The sequence below is a fragment of the Gluconacetobacter dulcium genome (genome assembly GCF_014174165.1).
Taxonomy (GTDB): domain Bacteria; phylum Pseudomonadota; class Alphaproteobacteria; order Acetobacterales; family Acetobacteraceae; genus Gluconacetobacter; species Gluconacetobacter dulcium.
Window position 1 is genome coordinate 130775 of the sequence record NZ_JABEQN010000008.1, and the last position, 19409, is coordinate 150183.

Here is a 19409-nt window from a genome sequence, read left to right on the forward strand (position 1 = left end):
ATGTGCCGGTTATCCGGCATACTCGAATGTGACGGAGGCCGTGCTTGCGCCGCTGGAGGCGTTACAGGCGTTGGCAATCTGGGTTGCCGCATCACTGTTGGAGAGCGGAATGTCGTCGCCATTGATATTGACGTTCTGAGGCGCCTGGCTTCTGGCGAAGGTCGCGCAGGAGTCGCCGTCGACATTGCTCCAGGCAACCTGGAATCCATTGCCCCATGTGCCGATCGTCACGGTGGAGCCGCCCCATGGACCGGCAATAGTATTGCCATCGCCGTTGAGCATGGACTTCGGCACCAGCGCCGCGCGGATCGCGGAGCTATTGGAGATGCTCGAGTAATTACGAGCCATCATGCCGCCATTGTAATAGGTCTCGATGTTGGTCGCGAGCTGGCTCTGTTCGCCGGCGGCAGTTGAACCGTTGTTGCGTGAGAAGACCTCGTAGGAGCCGGCGAGCACGGCAACCACGGCGAGCAATACCGCCCCGGCCTTCACGAGTAGGGAGATAATCTGGTCCATGCGAAGCCCCTGTGATGGTTTTGTAAGGCAGTATCCCCGGCTCGTTTGTGACTGCGCGCACGGCGGTCACATTGGCTGGCCGCCGCCCATGTTTGAGCCGATGTTGTTGGATGCGACGATGAGTGCCCCAGCGAGGAGCATCATCAGCGTGGTGGCGAAACTCTTGATCGCGGCAGCCTGCGCGAGCGTCGAAAGCTCGATCTCGTCGGCCCACATTTTGCTGGACTCAAGGAGGCGCCCATATGCTCCCTTGCCGCCCCAGCTAGCTTCGATATCGTCGATGACCTCGGGAGACGGAAATGCCAACCCGCTGTCCTCCATCGCTTCCGGAAGCGACATTCCCCTCGGACCAAGGCGCGCCAGGATGGCGCCAAGGCGCTCGGCGAGCCATGGCGAAGCCCCCTGCATCTGGTGTGCGAGAGCATCGGTATCGGTCATCCCGGCGCGTACGAGGGCGATGAAGCTCGAAATCCAGATGTATCCCTGGATGTTCCGGTAAATCGACCACGGGGGCATGCGCTCCAGCACCACACGCAGCGGCCCGGTCAATCTCGGCAGGCTGAGCCAGACCGCGACAACGGTGGCGATCAGCGATCCAAGTATGATGAAGGCATTCGCACCGGTCGCAAGGTTTGCCGCAAAGACGAGCACGTCTTGGGAGGTGCTGGCGGCGTGCTGGCCTGGAACCCCGTGCAGGAGGGAGGGGATGACCATTTTGGCCATTGCGTACAGGTAGATAAAGAGCACCACGATGTACATGAGCGGTTGAAAGGCCGCACTTCGCGCCGCCCGCATGATCCGGCCTGTCCTCGTCTTGATGTCGCACACCAGGTCCATTGCCGACCCGATGTCGCCGGCACGCTCTCCCGAGAGGATCATCATATATTCGTCGTCGGGGATGTATGGGCGAAGCGCCTCGGCGAAGGGCAGGCCTTGTTCCGTCATGCGCCTCAAAACGCTATCGAGCAGGCGGGGCACGGAGGAGCGGCGTCTGCGCTTCTGTTGGCGCGAATACATGCGAAGGATGCGGTCTACTGAGGCATTCTGCCGCATACGAACCGAGATCATCCGGTAGAGCTGGGCTCTTGTCCTCCAACGGAAGGACATATGGACGTCGAGCCATTCCGTCAGATTGGCGGTAACGCCAGGGCGGGATCGCGCGCTTGAGGTGTAAACGATGTTGAGCGTCATGCTGCCTCGGCGGCGCCGGCGGCGCGTTCAGCCATGACGGCGTCGTATGTACGGATGCGATCGACCTTCGCGGTGACCTGGTATGGATCGACGAGGCCGGCAAATACCCGACCCATGGCGGTCTCTACCATCGAAGCATCGACGCCTTTTCGGGCTCGAAAGCGATGTCGGGCGACCGAAACGCCGTGTCGCACAAAGTCGCTCATCAGCTCCTCGTCGGTTTCCACGACTTCCGCGACTGCTGTTCGCCCCCCGATCCCGGTACCCAGGCAGTGATGGCAGCCTGGTCCCGCGCGGCGGATGCGCGATGGATCTGGGCCCCATGTCGGTACAGCCTCGCGGGTCCGACGTGGCATACGGTCGTCGTCGCCCTTCCAGGGCACGGCACAATGGGGGCAGAGTGTGGGCAGGAGCCGCTGCCCCACGATGCCGCGCACGATCGAGGCGTTGCAGGTGGTTCGGAAACTCAGACGTTCGTAATCCATGTTCTGCAGGCGCAGGGGATAATCGAACGGGTCATCGACGTGGAGCGTTGTGACGACGAAGTGTCCGGTCTGGGCTGCGTCGAAGGTGGTGAGGGCCACCTCGGTATCACGGATCTCGCCGACCATCATATCGTCGGGGTCCATACGCAAGGCGTTTCGTAGCCGCGCCTTGAACTCCTTTCCGGCAGCGTCTGCGGAAAGGGCGTTGGAGATATCCATCTGGATAGCCCATGGCATCGGATATTCGGCCGGCTGTTCGATCGTGACCAGACGTCTCCCAGGCTCCGTACGGGCTTTATGCTGCAACGTCTCGAACAACAGCGTGGTCTTGCCTGAGCCGGTCGGGCCGGTGCAAATCAGCACGCCCGAGGGCGCTATTGAGATATTGAGGATGCGATCGACCTGGTCTTGGGAGAAGCCATAGCCCAGGAGCTTCAGGTGCCCTTCCGGCCGGCGAGGTGCGTGGAATTCAACCGCCGGCTGGGTGCCACGACGAGCACTGCCGGACCTGGCATACTGTAGTCGAAGGATCATGAACTTGCCGCCCTCGGATACCGGCAAACAAGGACCCTTCACGATACGAACATTGGCGAGGCCAGTGCCCTTGAGGACATCGCCGGCAACTGCTGCATCCTGGGATTCGCCCTCGCTGTACGCGCTGTCACGAGAACTCGCGAGCGTGTACATGGCGCGGATCAGACGGTCGGCATGGTCATTCGTCAATTCGTGGGCGACGACGAGCGTTCCGTTAATCCGGAACATGATTTCAGTATGGCGTTCCTTGCGGTGGATATGGATATCGGAGACGCCGCTTTCCGCTCCCTCACGAAGCAAGGCCAGGCATTCGCCTCGTACCTCCTCATCGAGATTGTCGTCTCGAGAAACCACAAGAGCGTCGTGGTGTGCCTGCTGGATGCGCTCTGTGACGGTCCCCATGCGCTCCCACTCGACACGAAGCGTCGCGAGGCGAGGCTCATGGCGCGCTTCAGCCAACCACGTCAGCATGACCTCGCGACGTTTGAGCGCCTCGTTCGCGAAAACAACCTGGTTAATCTCGTCGATGTGGATTTGCCCGCGCAGTTCGGCGGGAACCTGAATCGCATTGTCTTCTCGGGCCGTAGCCTTCTTGCGGAGAAGCAGATTGAGCATCAGCTCGCCTTCCCTTTGGTCACTGGCTGCACGACGGGTTCGGTGAACGAGACCTTGAATTGCCACGCGCCCAAGGTGGGACCAGCTTCGCTCCCAAGGTACGCGCGCTTCATTTCAATCATCCGCAGCCCTTTGAACTGGTCCCACCGCACGGCCATGGGATCGCCCGGCCACGCGAACGTCGCGCTCGTGGTTGTCATGGGCAGCCGACGGTTGCCGATCATCAGGGTGACGGGCGAGCGATTAATCTGCGCCGGCGCGCCTGCAGCCTGGAGGAATCCGAACAGGTCGCGTTCCTCGAGCGTGTTGTCTTGCTCCTCGGGAACCCCGGGCGCGACAAGCAGGGGTAAAGCGTCGTCGACGATGTTGCCGTTGTTGGTGATATCCCCGGGGGGAGCGTCGCTGAGCGAGCCTCCCCTACGCGCCCATGAAACTGTCGTCTTGTCGTCGGCACACAGCACGCCAGCAACGACCCAGCCGCGGTGGAATGCGGCGGACGGCACGGCGGAGACGCATGCTTTAACCCACGCAGACGGCTGAATGGTCGGCGGTGTGCTCGGAGCTTCCGGCGCCGGCTTAGGCTTCGTTGGGCTATGCAGCATTGCCTGCCGCGCTCTGGCCCGGACGAGTTCCTGCTGATGCTTGTGGTAAACGTGGGTGCCTTCGGCAACACCGAGGGCAAGGGTGAGGGTCGCAGCCGCCGCGAGATATACGGGCCGGAGCGAGGTAGAGCGGACAGAAAGGGGAGCGTCAGGAAGGCCGGCTTGCAGCGTTTCGAATTCTGCTCTGGAGAGGATGTCCCGGCGTTCGAACGTGAAGCCTTCGAACCCGCTGCGGACGGCCGCGATCGTCTCGTCTCGGTAGATGGTGTCCGATCCGGGGAGAGGGCGGCCGGTGTCGTCTGTTGCCACGACCCAGAACTGATCGAGGCCAACCTCGTATTCGCCATAATATCGCGGGCCAAACGTCGATGCGACCGCGAGCATCAGGCTGTGGAAGGATTCCTTGAGATCGAGTTGCTCGGCTACGAGGAAGCCGATGGCCCCCGGGAACAAAGGAGAGCGAACCGTGTAGTTTGCTCCGAGGCCGAGCGCCTCGGAGCGGAGAGCAAAGAGCGAGGGACGTCGCTCGTATGTCCGCCAACGCAGGTCGCCGCACCAGATTCTGTGCTCAGCCCGAATGAAGAATGCCATGATTCGCCCCGTTAACCATGTGTCGGCGGCGGATAGCTCGGCGCGCCGGGCACTGCGATGATTCGGGTCGGCGTGGGGGCGTCGCTGCTTCCACGCAGGGTGAGGATGGAGCCGTCCGGCCGACGCAGGGTCAATCCGCGCGATGAGATGGCGGTAACGACACTCTCGTCGCGAAGGCGCGTTCCGCGTTCCACGTCCTGGCTGCTGCCATCGCTGAAGCGCAGGGTAGCGCCTGTCCGCCCGCCGTCGGTCCATATGGTGTCATAGGTCGGCGCTGGAGACGGCGCGGGCGGTGCCGGCACGGCGTCGTCTTGCCGTGCAGGGAGGGGTGGCGGCTGAAATTCGAGAGCGGATCGATCAGCCGCTCCGACCGCTGCTCGCGGTTTGTCTTTCTCGGTCAGGCGGCGAATGTTCTCCTGCATTGCCGTGCCAAGGTCGGAGACGATCTTCGCCTGCTGCATTACGGTGACGCAGGCGTTATTCGCATCCAGTTCCGCCGGCGTGAGTACCTGACCGGGCGCGGGTTCCGCCAGACGGCTCGCGCATTCAGGGATTGGGGTTTGGGCCCGCACCTGGAGAGGCGCGGCGAGGGCGATGGCCGCGGCTGCAATGGCGCTGCGTCTCATAGGGTCCGGGCCTCCACTGTGACGACGACGTGTGTTTTGGTTACCTGGGCGTCACCGCCGCCGCCGAAGAGCCAGTTCAGTGCTGATCCCACGCCGGTACGGCTGCGGGACGTGGCATCGTCGACGTAGCCGCTCAACACCAGGGTCGAGCCGCTCGGGAGCGCAACGGTGTCGTCTAGCGAAGTGCTCGACGTCTTCGGCGCCTGGATGCTTGAGCCATTCGACGTGATGTTCTGCACCGCAAGGAGTGTCTGGAGCAGGAAATTGGTGTGCAGCAGAATGCGGTTGTCGACGATCTTGGGCGTCACCGAGCCCATGAAGCCCGACATCACCACGCCGGGGGACAAGGAGTTGGCCGTCCCGGCATTGGTCGCAAGGGTGGATACGGTGCTGGCCAGATACGTCGTGTTGATGCCGTTCTGGAGGGGCGCAGTGACACCGTTGGTGGTGACGACGGACCGATCGTACTGCTCGGTGACGTTGCCAAGTTCGTTCAACGCCTGGAAAACGACGTTCGATCCGGAGAACAGGCCGCCGGTTCCGCGACCCGTGTCGAGGATCGATGCGCCGAAGCGGAACGGAGTGTCACCGGACTGGATCGAGGGGATCGTCGCCGGCGTCGACGTCAGGCCGACCAGGCCGTTGTGCGACTTGAATGCAAATTGCGGACTCCAGCCATAATTCGTCTCCCGAGTGATCTTCACCGTGTAGACGTGGACCTCGACGGCGACCTGCTTCATCAGACTTTCGTTGACGCCGTGCATCCAGTCTTCGATGCGGGCGACCTGATCGGGTGTGCCCGTGACGGAGAGTGTTCCGAGCCCGTCATCTGCGACGACCTGGGCTCCTCCTGAGACAATCTGGGCCGTGCGCTCGATGGTCTTCCAGCGATTGGTTTTACTGGTGTTACTGATCGACGCCATGCCCGCGGACTGGCCGGATGAGCCTCCCGAGGACCCGCCCATACCGCCACCGCCCATACCGCCGCCGCCACTCATGCCCCCGCCCGACATGCTCCCGCCGGATGAGCCACTCCCGCCCCCCGTGTAGGCCACGATCGAGGTGTTCGCGTTCGTGTCTCCGGGGAACGCCGGAATGGTGAAAGTGCGCGTTTCTGTCCGGAAGAACTCGATGTGTCCATCGACCCAGCGCTTCCATACCCCAAAGCGTGTCGCGATCGCCTGGAAGACGCCCTCGCGTGTCCCGCTATATGCCAGCCAGTTGCCGCTGCCGCGCCAGGCCGGGAAGGAAGAACGGGTTCTTGAAGCGGCGGCGGAGGCGAGAGCGGACGCAACCGGCGGCGGAGGCAGGTTGGTGCCGTTGAAGGTGATGGGAGTCTGATTGCCGGCAGACCCGAGACTGTCCGCCAGATCGTCCTGTTCGGCATCCGGAGCGATCCGGACGGGGATACCGGTCTGGCGACTGGCCTGGATGGCGGCATCCCGCAGGGAGACCGGGCGCGCGATCGTGAGCGAGGACTGTACCTTCAGAATGTCGGGCAGCGGATCCGCATCATGGAGTGTCTCCCCCACGAGCCACGGCTTGTCGCTCTCGGTGATAATCGGCGTGTTCGGTACCCTGGAGTCACGCGATCGCGCGAGAGTATCGTCTTCGCTCCGCCTCGCCTCCTGGAAGTCCTGACACGCGCTTAGAAGCGCCATCATCGCGACGGCCGAGAGAATATGACGTTTGGTTTTCAACGGCCCTGTCCTCCGGGCGACGTGACGACTAGAAAACGGTTGCTCGAGTGGAATTCCGCGCGAATGGACTTGCCCTCATCCGCGATCGTGCGAATCACGTCGCTCATGACGGTGTGGAAATCGCCCGTGAAGGTGGTGAGGGCAGGCACATTCCAGTTCAGCTCGTGCGGCCACTCGACCTTCCAACCGGCGCGGTCGGCCCAGGCGATCATCTGATCGCGGATGGGCTGTCCTTCGACGAGCGTCCAGATCTCCGCTGGAGGCTGCAGCTTGAGCGGCGCGGCCGGCGGGGCCGTCGGCGCCTGCGGCTGCCGGTTGATGAGCGTTTCGTGGATCGGGAGTGCGGCGCCTGTCCGCGCAGGCGCCGGCAGCGGAGATACGTTGACGCCTCGGATGTTCGGCTCGACCGTATGAAGCTCCGGCTGGGACGGGATGCGCATTGCAAGTGAGGCGCCAGCGCGCAGTGTGCAGCTTCCCGTCCGGATCAGTGCTCCATCGGCTGCATGCCCGTAAAGGCACGTTGCTGCGGCGTCATCGACATCGAGTTCGAGAAGCAGGTTCAGACCAACGGCCGAAATCGAATAGCGCACGGTGTGCGCGCCGGGGTAAGGCATCCCGTCCGGGGAAAGCGCGAAACCGCGCTCCCGCAAGGTGTCGCTGAGAAGCGTCTGTGCGTGGGCCTCGTCGGCTCCTTCAAATGGAGACAGACGCAGGGTTGATTGCCCAGGGTCCATACTGTTGGCGAGGATATCCGCGATAAACACCGTCAGCGCGGACGTGTCCCGGAATGTTGCCCCGGTAACATGAGAGGCCCTGTCGGCGGGCGTCTCAGTGGCACAGCCGGCCATGAGCCCGAGCAGAGTTGCGCCGATAAGGGTGGGGTGGCGTCGGATCACGTCTTGCCTCCGTGGGTAATTCGGATCACAGGCGCGCCAGGCCCGGCTCCTATCAGCATCGCTTGATCGACCCGCCGATCGACGACGTAGGAGTCCCCAATCACCCTGTAGGGCTGCGCGGCACTAAGCGCAGGTGAGATGACGAGCAATCGAGGGGCTGAGACGATCCCGCCGGGCGGGAACTGGAAATAGGTGTGCCCATCGTCGCAGTAGACACGCATCGGCTTCCAGGGGAGATCGGGACCCTCGATGTGGTAGGTGAAGTCCGGTCCTGATTTTCCCGGGGATTGTGACGTCGGCGTCGGCGGCTCAGGTTGGGTCGTGCCGTCGGACGGCCCGTAAGTGAAGGCGACTGTGCGCATGGTGTCGCCGTCTGGCTGGAGCGCGAGAGCGTAAGAGCGCCGGCTCGTGGCGAAGTGCAGAACCGATGGCCGCGCGCCGGCCTGTGGGGTCAGAGCAACTGCCCACCCAGCGTGGACGCCTCGCGTGCCCCGAACGAGGTCGGCGCGCCACCCACCGAGGTCGGCGCCCGTGAGCGCGCTTCCGTCCATCGTCTCGCCGCGCTGCAGCCTCACAAGGCAGATGCTTCCGGGCGCACAGCGGATCCGCGGATAACCGTCCCCGTACGCGAACCAGACCGCTGACGGTCCAAACACCGGACGTGCTTCTTGGGCCTGCGCCGGCTCAGGCACGGCGCTCGGCGTGGAGGTCGGTGGCGTGATGTTGAGGGGCCGCTGCGCGCGGCGAGTGTCCGTTACGGCGAGAGGTATGGCCCCGCGTGCGGGGGTCTCGATCCGCTCATTGATGCTGCCCAGGAAGCCGTTGATCCGATCGAGGCTGCGTTGCAGCGCCAACTCGGGAGAGGGCATGCCTGGAACCGAGACGGAAACGGGCTCGTTCGCCGCCTCGCTGCACCCGGCAATCAGGGCCGCGCCGATGATAGGGGTCAAGATCCGGGCAGTCTTCATGGGGAGATTATGGGGCTATCGTTTGTGACTCCGGTCGAATCAGCGGACGGCCTGATCACAGTCCCCAGGCCCGTGCCGTCGCAGATCTCGCGAGCGAGTTCGTCGATGACCCCTCCGAGGTCAATACTGGCGTCTTGCCCTGCTTTGATGCGTGCCGTTTCACGACGCTCTATTTCGGCCTCCGCGCTTCCGCGCGGGAAGACCTTTGCCAGCCTGCGGCGTGCCTCAGCGGTGCCCAGCGCGTCATATAGGCGCCGCCGCAGTGCGGTGTCCTTTGGGCTGGTGGACAGGGCCCAGAGCTCGATAGGACCCATCAGATTCAGCACAAAGAGTTCGAAGACTTCGTGCTTTACGCGGGTCTGCCAGATCAAGGGCGCCCCGCTACCGTCCGGCCGCGGTCCGTTCAAACCGTTATAGACGATTGCCCGTGCGGCGGCGCTGAGCTGGAAGCGCTCGCAGATCGCCTTTGCTTCCTTTTCATCGGGCGCGCCGAGAATAAAACGGCCGGTTGAATGGGAGATCAGGTACTCTCCGAAGTCGTCGAGTTTCTGGCTTGCCAGTCCGATCTTTACGTTCAGCTTGGCCGAACGTCGGGCCGCTTCCTCAAACTGCCGCTGGATATGTGGAGCGCCGGCGGTGCGTTGAAATTCGTCACACTCGATCCGCTTGAAGCTCTCACGAAACTCCTCGAACCGCCTGCGATGGTATTGCTTCACATGAGGCGGCACGCTCTCGGCATCGTCTGGGTGAAGGAAGAAGTTTTTGGCGACGATGTGAAAGCCGAGAAGGTACATCAGCTCGGTCTGTCTTTGGGACTCCCCGATCCCTTCGGGCGCCACCCGGCCGATGTCGAGGACGACGATCCGGGCGTCGCCAAGGTCAAGACGGGTCGGCCGGTTCAGAGACGGGTATTTGTCGATAAAATGGGTGATGTAGCGGCGGAAAATCCCGATGGTGGACTCTTTTCCAGACGTCGGGGTGACGTCCTCGAACCGCTGTAGGCGCGGCTCCCGAAGGACACGGATCAGATCACCAATGGTCGGCGCTGCCCACTGGGTCGCCCGATGTGCCATCCGCATATCGCCCGCTTCTGCGAACAAATCTGCAATTTGCCACCAAGGGGTGTCTCGCTCAGGCGCAATTCGATTCCGGGACAGTTCCCTATCGACAGTCGGATCGATTCCAGGCCGCCAGACCTTTGGCTGCACCGAAGGTCCATCGTCGGAGAAGAACTCGTAGACAGCCGGGATGACCGCGTCGATCAACTGGTTCATGGACTCGAACGGCTGCCCGTCAATCGGCGTGCAGATCAGGCCGAGGAAGTTTCGCAGGAAAGTCGTGTGGTATTCCAGCGGCATCCGGCAACAGGTCTCAGGATCAAAGATGTTGACGGCGTGTTCTTCGATCAACTGAAACGACACATGAAGTGCCAGATGCTGGTCTGCCGCGCGCAGGCCGGCACGAACCATGTCCACGAACCCGGAAGATGAATCGCCGACATCGAGCTTGCCGATCAGAGGGACCCGGGCTCCGTGCGCCGTCATTGCCGCCGGGCTCAGCACGGTGTTTAGGAGCAGTGCATTCGCGAGCATCGACTTGCCGTGTCGCGAGGGGGCGACAAAGAGATCGAGCACGGCGTCCCGGCCGGATCCGGCTGGGTCGTAGTGGACGATCGTCCCGTCGGCCGCCCGGAACAGCATTGCACCGTCGAGCCACGGCGACGCCGGCCGTGCCCACGGCATCATGGCGAGCATTTGTGAGAGGGGACCCGCTGACGGGGGGGCTGTCGATGCGAGGGCCAGCCCTGGCACAGACGACAACACGCCGGCGAGAGGGTCGCCACACACCCGGCTTGCGGAGGCGCCGCCCCACGACTGGATCGCTTGCTCCAGGCGCGAAGCCCGTACTTTCAAGGTTTCGGTTTGCCCTGCCGGCGCAGACGTTGCGAATGCCATGCGGAGCTTCACCGGGGTATCCTCCTGGCGTGCCCGCATGTCCTTGATCTCGGCGAATGCCATGTTGATTGGGAGGTTCGCGCCAAATTTCAGGAATGTGGCTATTGCGTCCTTCCAGAGCATGTACCCGGGGCGGATGCCCTCGATCATTCCAACCATGCGCCAGGGCATGCGACGGCCAGCCAGCTTCGCAGCGAGTTCCGTGAAACTCGGTATGGGCGTATTCGGAGCCCCGGGATGCGGCATCTCAGGTGCTCGCGTGAGTTCAAGCGGTGTCCAGTCAAGCGTGGACAGAGTGGCCGTCGCAAAGTCGGGCGTCAGCGCATCGTCACGGAATAATTGCTCGCGGAGAGGGGGCCACAGGACGTCCGCGACATCCCGGGGCGGGATCTCGTCAGGGACCGTCTGGCTGTAGCGCCCCAGCGGCGTGGAGGGCGTCCAGTCGCTTCCGGCGGTCTCAGGGTAGATCTCCTCCCTGATCGCCCGGAGGCCAGCTTCAGGGGCAAGGATGTCAGCAAGCACGGCCTCGCCGGCCAGAGCCTGTAGGACGCCTTGGACAAACGATGAGTGGATCGTGCCGAGTTCGAGGCTTCCCAGAAAAGGGTTTTGCGCGTCACCTAGCGGCGGCAGTCCAGCGAGATTTCGCCGGCGCTCCGCCCTTGCCTGTCGTGCCTCTTGGCTGGAGAGGCGGCCTGGCCGCGTCCACAATGTGAGATAGATGCGCTCCTGACGCATAAAAGGCGGCAAGACACGCTGGCGTTCGGCGAAGATATCTTCGAACTCTGCGTTCAGCGCTGCGGCAATTGTGCGGCGTTCGTCGAGATTACGAGCGATTGTTTTCTCGACCCCCTCAGGATCTGCCGCGTATGAGAACTGCAGTGCGTGTCCGGGGGCGGCAAACAGGCTCGTCAAGGCAAGCCTGAGACGAGACGACGCAGCCCGGATTTCCGGCCCGCTGGCGATACGCCGCATGCCTCGCAGTCTCAGGACGGTCACGTAATCACCGCCGAACGTGACGATGCCATGCCGGTCACAGGTCGCAAGGTCGCAGAATGCAGTCAGGTCCCGCTTGAAGAGGCTGGACGTTGCGGCGATGGCCTGAAGGACTCTATCGCCGAGCGACAAGCCTGCCCGCGAGACTGGAGCTGGCTTCTCTGACTTTTCTTTACGTATGAGGTTCACGGGCCGCGGATCCACTCAGCCGCGGCAGACTGGTAGAGCCCATTGTCGGGCCCAAACCATCCCCCCAATGCAACAAAGCGCAGCGCGGAGACACCGGTGCGCTTCGGAATGGTGATACCGTTGAGTGACAGGCCGGCGGCGCGGAGCACTGACGGGCGATCGGTGCCGATCCGGGCGATGGCAGCGGCGCGTTGCGCAAGCAGCATGTCGAGGACAGCATGGGCCGCTTTGGCAAAGCCCACCGGGCCAGTGGTGGGGATGACGGTGCTGTCGGCCGCGCGGGCTGTATGGACGGCCGTCACCAGGCGGCTGACCACCGGCTGGTCGAGGTGGGGCAGCCATATGAGCGCCGAGACCTTGTCGATGTCCGGCTCGTCCAGCGCGAATGCTGGAACGCATGTCATGCAGAGGGCCCGTCCCGCCACCGAAGCCGCCGGCGCGAGATGACCGCAGCACGCGCAGCGATCGGGTGCGTTTGCGGCAAGCGGACCAAGTCTGAGCGAGCCCGCGGGTTGCATCGAAAGCGAGACGGGGTCCATCACCTGTCGAACCGCATCTGCTGCTGCTCGCCGGTTACGGTCGGGCCGGAGTTGAAGATCGTAAAGGAGGCAGTCTTGGCGAAAAAGGGAAAGGCAAGAAACACGCCCCCCAGCACTCCGGCCGCGACCAGCATACCCGGCCGGCTCCCGGCGTTCGGGTTACGCTGATGCTGATACCAGCCGAGCCCGCACATGATCAGCAGTATGCTTCCAAGGATCCAGCAAAAGGCATTCATGAGGTATGACCACGCGCTGAGAGCATGTCCGGTCGATTGCTGCATGATGTCGTCGATCGCCTGCGCGTGTGCGCCGGGGGCGAGCACCACGACCGAGAGCGCAAGTGCGGTGAGCGCCGTGGCGCGGCGAATCCCCGGCGTCCTGCGGGGTGAATCTAAATTCGGCATAGAGCCTCCTTTTTTGTGGTGGATAACGAGAAGAGACGGCCGCATCAGGAACCCAGCTTGAGTTCCTTCAGCAGAGCGGGAGCGATGACGTCCGCGTTCATCACGAAGAAGCCTGAAATGCCCATGACGGCGTTCAGCGCGGGCGAACTGTTGTTTGTGCCTTTGGCGCGGCCGACCTGTCGGACGAGCGCGAAGTAGACGATCAGCGCGCCGTAACAGGCAAAATAGGTGTGCCAGACGGTCAAGATCGCGGTGAGGGTCTGCAGCGGCCCTCCCTTTGCGGCGTTGGAGAGCGTGTCCGTCGAGAAGCTGAGCTTTTGGGACGCTCCCAGGTCAACGTTGGCCGCAAAGCCGAGTGTACGGTTTCCCACATTGAGGAATTCCGGGAACGACAGGAACGTCGCGCCGACTGCGATCATCAGTTCGGGGACGAACGGCTTGGCGAGCAGGCCGTTCGGCGCGGCAGACCGTTGCAGAATTCCGAGGAGCCCGCCGACAAGGAACCAGGACCCGCCGACGTAGCACAGCAGCGGGAGGACCCACGACAAGGCGAGACCGATGTCTTGTGCGAAGTCGAAGAGACCTTCCATGACGTCGGCTCCTACCGAATGACGCCATGCTCGGTGTGGACGACGAACGCGTTGCCGATCTGCGTAATGCCCTTAACGGCGCCCCAACCAGGAACGGTGTCGTCGTTGACGACGCGGATTGCGTTCCCCGAACTATCCTGGAGTATCGCAATACCAGGTGCCCCCGCCTGGACGTGATAGACTGGGCGTCCCGGCTCGCTTGGTCCGGTTGGCGCAATGGGCCGAGCTACTGAATTCGGGGGTGTCGCGTGGCTTTGTGGCGACCGGGCTGGAACAGTTTCCTGTGGCCGTGCCGTAGCCGCTTGAATCGTTGTCAGGGTCTTCTCAACCAGATCCTCTCGGTGCTGCAGTTCATCCATCCGGCCGCCGGCCGCTCCGATCCTCTCCCCGAGGGACACCTGCAGGCTGCTCACCTGCTTCTCGAGCGTCGCGAGATGATCGGCTAGGCCTGCCATCTGCTTGGCGAGGTTGAGCTCAAGCATCTCGTCCCTGCTGGGAGCGGGGCTTTCAGTGTCTGCTGATACGGTCGGGACCGGCTGCGCACTCGGGGCGGGGGAGACGGTCTGGATCGCTGTTGGGACGGCCGTAAGGGGTGGCGTGCCAGGTTGCGAAACAGGACTGGAAGGCTGTGGTTGAGCCGGAGCCGGAGCCGGAGCTGGGGCGATGGCCGGCGTTGGTTGCGCGGGCGCACTGGGCACAGCCGCTACAGCAGGTGGCCCGGGAATACCCGCACCGCTGAACGGCTCTTCAGTGTTCGAAGCATCCTCTTGCCCGGCGGGCGAGGGCATGGCCGGCGGGGTCAGGGCATTTGCTGGAGGAACGTCCCGCGCCGCGACGGTGACCGAGGGGGTAGTTGTCTTGGCGGCCGAGGACGCCAGGGAGCGGACTTTGGGCCCTGCGGTCCACAGGTGAGGCCCGACCAGCGCGGCGCCCGCGACTACGGCGGTCGCTGCGGTCGCAAGGAAGATCGGTGTGGTGAGGCGCCCTCGCCGGACGCCCCCACGATCACCGTCTGTCGCTGCGGGCACCCTGCCGTGGGAAATCCGGCCCGCCGCGTCGCCGGCGTCCTCACCGGACGCATCGAGCGCCGATAACTCCTCGGACTCCGTGACGGGGTCGTTTGTGCCGCTGTCCTCGTCCGTTCCCTGTGCGCGGCGGCGCGCACGCAACATTGGGGTCACGTCGGAGACATTGTCATGTCGCATCGCGCTACCTCGCATGAGTGTCTGGCCCTCCTTTCGGCGAGGATCAGGATCGCACATGCGTGTGTAACCGCAGGGGTTCTGGCGCTATTCGCCGGGGGCGAAGACGGGTTCCTCAAAAACAACACCGACAGGATCGCCGGACCGTAGCCAGACCGTCGCCTGTTGGGGGGTCGCCTGCTGGAGGATCTGGCCGAGCTGTTGTCCCGCCTTGCCGGCGGCAACCCCCATTTGTTGGGGCAGTGTCAGGTGTGTGAAGGAGGCAAGGCCAACCCCGCTCGTATAGCTGCTCGTGTTCGTATTCTGCATCGCGTTGCCGAGGCCTTCGACGAACGCCGCGGCTGTCGGCAGGATGATTCTTGTCGCGATATGCTCGTCGACGTCTGACGCGACACCAGTCTCTGCCGTATCGGGTGAAACAGCGTAGGCGGAAATGCCGATCGGGTCGGCATCCCCGATCATGAGCTTGTCGAACTTGATTACGAGGAAATTGTCTTTTCTTTGAAACGCACCGGAGACGCGAGCGTGGATGAGCGCTCCGCTATCGATTTCTACGAGCGCCTGACCACCAATATCACTGTTCGCAGTCAGTACAGCGTGTCCGTAGACGCCACGGCCCGCCGCGACGAGCGGACGCCCCTTGCCCTTGCGCGGCGATGCCGCTGGAGGGCCCGACGATCCGCTAACGGTCGTGGCCGTCTCCGGCCCCGATTGCTCAGGAGTGCGCGTAAAAGCCTGTCCGTTCGAGCCTTGCTTCGCTGCTCCAACGCCCTGGCTCGGTAGCTTTACATCGAGCGACGGGGCATGGCTGCTCCAGGCGGCGAATAACTCCGCTTCTGCCAGGTCGGAAAGACTTCCATTGTTCGCTCCGCGGGACCCGCGTGCGCTGTGATCGCCATGGGAAGCGTCTTCCGCTGGGTCTCGCGTAAAAGGGTTGCTTCCATCGGGCGATTGCGGGGGATCCTGGTGGTGCTCCGCTGGTGGCGGTGCGCGGCGAGGGGGCGTGGTGGAATGTTCGTGTTCGCCGGGGGCACTTCCGATGACCGGGGAGTTGTCTCCCTTGAGGTGATCGTTTGTCGCGAGCGCGCTTGCGAATGACTTATGGCTCGCCTCGGCCGCTCGAGCGTCCGCCATTTCCTTGTCTCGCATGGTCCGGTCGAGCATGTCCGAGTGATTCTGCCCCCCTGCCGGCGCCGCCATCTGAGGCGGCATCAGATCGCTGGCTTTCGGCCGAGGGTGATCGTCGTGCGCGAGGAGATACCATCCACCCCCGAAGACGACGACCAGGCCGAGAACTGCCAGACCGATGGATCGTGTAGCGACCAAACTCTTTCCGAGTGGCGTGCGGCTAATCGGCGTCGCCGGAGCTCCGTCGCTCATCCTAAACTCCGCTGGAAACCCCGGCGTTCAGGCCGGGGAGGAAAGCGGCTCCGCTCTTTACTGAACGGGCTTTCCATATTAAGTTAATTGCATGTCGTTTCGTGGCTTCACATACAGGCTCAAGCCCAACGCCTTGCAGGAAGAAGCCTTCCTTCAATTCTCGGGCGTCTGCCGTCTTGTGTGGAATCTTGCTCTTGAACAGCGCCGCGAACACTGGCGGAACTATCAGGCCAGAACCGGCGACAACCTGAACTACGTGACGCAGGCGCGGGAACTGACGGCGCTCCGTCGCGAGGTAGACTTTATCCGCGCTGTCAGCCAGACCTGCCAGCAATACGCGCTCAAGGCGCTGGACGATGCTTACCGCCGCTTCTTCAAGGGCCTTGGCGGCTATCCGCAACCGAAGAAGAAAGGCGTGAACGATGCCTTCACCTTCAACGGACGTGAGATAACCGTTGAGCGCCTGAACAGCCGCTGGGGCCGTGTCCGTCTGCCGAAGATAGGCTGGGTCAAGTTCCGCATGACGCGGAACCTGTCGGGTAAACTGACGGAAGCAACCGTCAGCCTCACGGCCCTCGGCTGGCAGATCAGCATCGGCTGCAAGGACTGCGACATCCGCGACTTTGCGACCGAGGGCGCGGTTGGCATTGATCGGGGCGTGTCCGTGCCGCTCATGCTCTCCGATGGCACGGCTTACGTTCTGCCGGAACGGCTCGACGTCATCGAGAGACAGGCACGTAAGGCACAACGCGTCCTCGCACGTCGCAAACGGGGTTCGAACCGTCACGCCCTTGCCCGCAAGCGCGTTGCAGCACTCAAAGCAAAGGCCGCCCGTATCCGCAAGCACTGGGCGCACGAGACTACAACCGCCATCTGCCGGAACCACGGAACTGCGATTATCGAGCGACTGCGTACCAGAGACATGACCGCCAGTGCCGCCGGAACCCTGGAGAACCCCGGCAGAAACGTCGCACAGAAGCGCGGGCTCAACCGCGCTATTCTCAACGTGGGCTGGCACCAGATCGAGACTATGCTGTTCTACAAGGCGCATTGTGTCGTGAAGGTGGACCCGCGCTTTACCTCGCAGACGTGTTCGTGCTGCGGAGCCGTGGACAGTCGAAGCCGCAAGAACCAAGCGTCCTTCGTCTGCACTACATGCGGCTTCCGTGCCAATGCCGATCACAATGCCGCCCTCAATATTCTTCACAGGGGGAACACTCCTGTCGTGGAGCCACAGGTAACTGCGGCGTCGAAGCGAAAACTACATCCGGTCTGACCGGAGAAATCCTCGTCCTTTAGGGCGAGGAAGATGTTAAGGGGCGTCTTCCGATAGGGACACGCTGATCATCCGTGTTCCGGTTGATACAAGGACGACAGAGGTTTCCGGAATCTCGAATATCCCCACATCATACTCTGACTGGTGGGCGCTCGGGGCTGGAGATACGGGCCAATATCCATTGTCCATTCGAAGAAACATCTCGTGGCCGATTTTCCATGCACGGGTGTGATCGGGGCTGACACCGCTCACCGTAAGCGGAACGGCATCGGCCGGCGGCGCACCATCGAGCAAGGCGTTGAAGAACGATGCTCCCGTAACCGGGGCATCCGCTTCCGTAACCGGGACGGACTTTGCATTGGGACCACGGCCTTGCACTCGTGCGGTCAGGTCGGCGTCGTAAGCGCCCGTACCCGCCATAATCATGAAGTTGATGGGCTTCGGCGCGCCTTTCAGGCTCACCAGGACCCCGCCGTGGGCGTATCGGGAGATGGGCGTTAGCTGAAGGACGTTCGAACCCGCCTCGGGCACGCAAGCATATATGCCGACCCCGCGGACGGCTGGGTTTTGTCCCTGTCCCCTCGCATCGCAACCACCACCCTTGTTGGTCGCGAGATCCCACGCGATAGGCCACGGTTGGCCCGTTTCGTCCAGAAACGTAATTGAGGCGGGATAATCCTGGGCTATGCGCACAATGTTTGTCTGAGCGCCCGGTGCAAGCGAGATCGTGACCGACCTGGAGACAGGCACAGCGAGGCGGTGCGGGTCGTCAATCCCGTCAAGATTCTTCTCGGCCTGATCGTAGCGGTCGTATAGGCCCCTCATGACCGGCGGTGGCGGGAGATTGCGGAATGCGGGATCAACCGGGTTGCGGTCTTGCGCCTCCGGTTGAGATTGTGCGAGCGCCGTCGAGTGGACGGCGGCAAGCGCAAGCCAGCCGCCGACGAAACCATAGAGACGCCGCATTTACCCTCCGTTATCCGAAGCGCGAGGGGCGTTAAGCTCTGTAATCACGAGCCCATCGGGGTGTTCAGGCGCGTTTGTTCTTCGGATCGTGACATCAATAGAGAGCAGGTTTGTTGTTGATCCGGAAGAGTTTTCCCACCGTAGCAGCATCGGGAAGTGAACGTGCCATTCGTATTCCCCATGCTCATTCTTTCCCTCAGAACGAATTGTCGCTGCGCTTTTTGGAGAGGCGGTGAGGAAGACGCGCTTCTCCTTGATAAACTCAATGTTGCCTGGCCCCTTAAACGCTTGCCCCCATGCGTTCCACGCTGGAATGTCGAAATCGGCTGCGGCTACCGCAAGGTGCTTGGCATAATCGACGTAATTCATTGTGTAGAGATTGGTTACTTTGGCGACAGCCCAATTCGTTATTTCCGAATCCGAAAAATACGGCTGATCCGTCACGATGAGCTCACGAGGCTTGCCCAGTGAATCGTGAGCGATGTAGCGCACATGTGGCGTGTGGGAGACCTCGACGACCAGGGCCAGCGCGAGAAGTATGTTCAGGCACAAGCTTACCGTGAAGGCGAGTAGTGCGTGTTTTATCGTGCGCTGGAGAAATTCCGGATCAAGGAGGCGGCGCTGCAAGGCCATGCGACTGTTCAGCATCAATGAATGCTACCAGTGGCACTTCGTGCAATTCTGAGCTGGCCAAGCCTGCTGTAATGCTGTCGTCGACGGTCTTTTGCGTTCTGATAGAAGATGGTCCGCGTGATCTGGCAGACTCTCTCTATCATCTGTTCGGTGAGTACTTGGCTCTCAGGGACGTCGAGCGGGTTTCCGCTGGGCGCCGACTTGAGAAGGGTCAGGCCCGCGCGGCTAGGCAGCCCAGCGCGTTGGGCTGCTGTTTTGATCGTACCGACCGGAAGCCCGAGATAGTCTGCGATGTACGTAGGCGAGTACAGGCGTTTCCACAATTCCGCGAGATGAGTAAGCGCCGCACTGTTCCAGATCGCCCGCCCAGATCGAGTCCGTGGAATGAGAGATTTTGGACTGGACGGCGATGGCTCTTGGTTGACAGTGATTCGCAATTGTGCGGGGGGGCAACTGTGTTGATCATGTGATCTGCAAAGTCTGACCTTTCTGGATCATGGCATTGAGGATGACGAGAAGCTGGCGTGCGATGGCGATAAGGATGGTCTTGGGTGCCTT

The 19409-nt window shown here is 62.5% G+C and carries 17 protein-coding genes; 1 reads left to right on the top strand and 16 read right to left on the bottom strand.

Annotated elements, in window-relative coordinates; translation table 11 throughout:
• Positions 1 to 9: 9 nt before the first annotated feature.
• The 14 genes from HLH25_RS08795 to HLH25_RS08860 form a co-directional block, all read right to left on the bottom strand.
• Complete coding sequence (locus HLH25_RS08795; RefSeq protein WP_182973701.1) at positions 10 to 516, bottom strand: type 4 pilus major pilin; 507 nt, start codon at positions 514 to 516, stop codon at positions 10 to 12.
• Positions 517 to 582: 66 nt separating this feature from the next.
• Entirely contained in the window at positions 583 to 1707 is a 1125-nt protein-coding gene (locus HLH25_RS08800) for a type II secretion system F family protein (protein WP_182973702.1), read from the bottom strand.
• Positions 1704 to 3341, bottom strand: coding sequence for a GspE/PulE family protein (locus HLH25_RS08805; protein WP_182973703.1), 1638 nt, complete (start codon positions 3339 to 3341; stop codon positions 1704 to 1706). Before HLH25_RS08805 ends, HLH25_RS08800 begins: the two co-directional genes overlap by 4 nt.
• Positions 3341 to 4534 carry a type 4b pilus protein PilO2 gene (pilO2, locus tag HLH25_RS08810; protein ID WP_182973704.1) on the bottom strand — a complete coding sequence of 398 codons (1194 nt, stop codon included), beginning with the start codon at positions 4532 to 4534 and terminating at the stop codon, positions 3341 to 3343. Before pilO2 ends, HLH25_RS08805 begins: the two co-directional genes overlap by 1 nt.
• 11 nt (positions 4535 to 4545) lie before the next feature.
• Positions 4546 to 5160 (bottom strand): hypothetical protein, encoded by a 615-nt coding sequence (locus tag HLH25_RS08815; RefSeq protein WP_182973705.1) that lies wholly within the window; start codon positions 5158 to 5160, stop codon positions 4546 to 4548.
• Positions 5157 to 6860 carry a pilus assembly protein PilN gene (locus HLH25_RS08820; RefSeq protein ID WP_246376989.1) on the bottom strand — a complete coding sequence of 568 codons (1704 nt, stop codon included), beginning with the start codon at positions 6858 to 6860 and terminating at the stop codon, positions 5157 to 5159. Before HLH25_RS08820 ends, HLH25_RS08815 begins: the two co-directional genes overlap by 4 nt.
• Positions 6857 to 7756, bottom strand: a complete 900-nt coding sequence (locus HLH25_RS08825) for a toxin co-regulated pilus biosynthesis Q family protein (protein WP_310889073.1) — start codon at positions 7754 to 7756, stop codon at positions 6857 to 6859. The genes HLH25_RS08820 and HLH25_RS08825 overlap by 4 nt, the downstream gene beginning before the upstream one ends.
• Entirely contained in the window at positions 7753 to 8706 is a 954-nt protein-coding gene (locus HLH25_RS08830; RefSeq protein WP_246401760.1) for a TrbG/VirB9 family P-type conjugative transfer protein, read from the bottom strand. The genes HLH25_RS08825 and HLH25_RS08830 overlap by 4 nt, the downstream gene beginning before the upstream one ends.
• A gap of 14 nt (positions 8707 to 8720) precedes the next feature.
• On the bottom strand, positions 8721 to 11861 hold the full coding sequence (locus tag HLH25_RS08835; protein WP_310889072.1) for a type IV secretion protein DotO: 3141 nt from the start codon (positions 11859 to 11861) through the stop codon (positions 8721 to 8723).
• Positions 11858 to 12265: a hypothetical protein gene (locus HLH25_RS08840; protein ID WP_182973708.1), complete on the bottom strand. Its 408-nt coding sequence runs from the start codon at positions 12263 to 12265 to the stop codon at positions 11858 to 11860. Before HLH25_RS08840 ends, HLH25_RS08835 begins: the two co-directional genes overlap by 4 nt.
• Positions 12266 to 12399: 134 nt before the next feature.
• Positions 12400 to 12804 carry a hypothetical protein gene (locus tag HLH25_RS08845; protein WP_182973709.1) on the bottom strand — a complete coding sequence of 135 codons (405 nt, stop codon included), beginning with the start codon at positions 12802 to 12804 and terminating at the stop codon, positions 12400 to 12402.
• Positions 12805 to 12848: 44 nt separating this feature from the next.
• Positions 12849 to 13394: a hypothetical protein gene (locus HLH25_RS08850; protein ID WP_246401762.1), complete on the bottom strand. Its 546-nt coding sequence runs from the start codon at positions 13392 to 13394 to the stop codon at positions 12849 to 12851.
• An 11-nt stretch (positions 13395 to 13405) separates the two neighbouring features.
• The gene (locus tag HLH25_RS08855; RefSeq protein WP_182973710.1) at positions 13406 to 13876 is read right to left on the bottom strand and encodes a hypothetical protein; all 471 of its coding nucleotides are present in this window, start codon (positions 13874 to 13876) and stop codon (positions 13406 to 13408) included.
• A gap of 807 nt (positions 13877 to 14683) precedes the next feature.
• Positions 14684 to 15976: a TrbI/VirB10 family protein gene (locus HLH25_RS08860; protein WP_246401764.1), complete on the bottom strand. Its 1293-nt coding sequence runs from the start codon at positions 15974 to 15976 to the stop codon at positions 14684 to 14686.
• Positions 15977 to 16067: 91 nt separating this feature from the next.
• On the opposite strand from HLH25_RS08860, the gene HLH25_RS08865 reads away from it, so the two are divergent.
• Positions 16068 to 17252, top strand: a complete 1185-nt coding sequence (locus tag HLH25_RS08865) for an RNA-guided endonuclease InsQ/TnpB family protein (RefSeq protein WP_182973711.1) — start codon at positions 16068 to 16070, stop codon at positions 17250 to 17252.
• Positions 17253 to 17288: 36 nt separating this feature from the next.
• On the opposite strand, the gene HLH25_RS08870 is transcribed toward HLH25_RS08865, so the two are convergent.
• Both HLH25_RS08870 and HLH25_RS08875 read right to left on the bottom strand, forming a co-directional pair.
• Complete coding sequence (locus HLH25_RS08870) at positions 17289 to 18218, bottom strand: DotH/IcmK family type IV secretion protein (RefSeq protein ID WP_182973712.1); 930 nt, start codon at positions 18216 to 18218, stop codon at positions 17289 to 17291.
• The gene (locus HLH25_RS08875; protein WP_182973713.1) at positions 18219 to 18866 is read right to left on the bottom strand and encodes a DotI/IcmL/TraM family protein; all 648 of its coding nucleotides are present in this window, start codon (positions 18864 to 18866) and stop codon (positions 18219 to 18221) included.
• Positions 18867 to 19409 lie beyond the last annotated feature (543 nt).

Bases quoted from the DNA above. Each gene is read 5' to 3' on its own strand.
- HLH25_RS08795 (WP_182973701.1), bottom strand. From the start codon at position 516: ATGGACCAGATTATCTCCCTACTCGTGAAGGCCGGGGCGGTATTGCTC.
- HLH25_RS08800 (WP_182973702.1), bottom strand. From the start codon at position 1,707: ATGACGCTCAACATCGTTTACACCTCAAGCGCGCGATCCCGCCCTGGC.
- HLH25_RS08805 (WP_182973703.1), bottom strand. From the start codon at position 3,341: ATGCTCAATCTGCTTCTCCGCAAGAAGGCTACGGCCCGAGAAGACAAT.
- pilO2 (WP_182973704.1), bottom strand. From the start codon at position 4,534: ATGGCATTCTTCATTCGGGCTGAGCACAGAATCTGGTGCGGCGACCTG.
- HLH25_RS08815 (WP_182973705.1), bottom strand. From the start codon at position 5,160: ATGAGACGCAGCGCCATTGCAGCCGCGGCCATCGCCCTCGCCGCGCCT.
- HLH25_RS08840 (WP_182973708.1), bottom strand. From the start codon at position 12,265: ATGACATGCGTTCCAGCATTCGCGCTGGACGAGCCGGACATCGACAAG.
- HLH25_RS08845 (WP_182973709.1), bottom strand. From the start codon at position 12,804: ATGCCGAATTTAGATTCACCCCGCAGGACGCCGGGGATTCGCCGCGCC.
- HLH25_RS08850 (WP_246401762.1), bottom strand. From the start codon at position 13,394: ATGGAAGGTCTCTTCGACTTCGCACAAGACATCGGTCTCGCCTTGTCG.
- HLH25_RS08855 (WP_182973710.1), bottom strand. From the start codon at position 13,876: ATGCTTGAGCTCAACCTCGCCAAGCAGATGGCAGGCCTAGCCGATCAT.
- HLH25_RS08860 (WP_246401764.1), bottom strand. From the start codon at position 15,976: ATGAGCGACGGAGCTCCGGCGACGCCGATTAGCCGCACGCCACTCGGA.
- HLH25_RS08865 (WP_182973711.1), top strand. From the start codon at position 16,068: ATGTCGTTTCGTGGCTTCACATACAGGCTCAAGCCCAACGCCTTGCAG.
- HLH25_RS08870 (WP_182973712.1), bottom strand. From the start codon at position 18,218: ATGCGGCGTCTCTATGGTTTCGTCGGCGGCTGGCTTGCGCTTGCCGCC.
- HLH25_RS08875 (WP_182973713.1), bottom strand. From the start codon at position 18,866: ATGCTGAACAGTCGCATGGCCTTGCAGCGCCGCCTCCTTGATCCGGAA.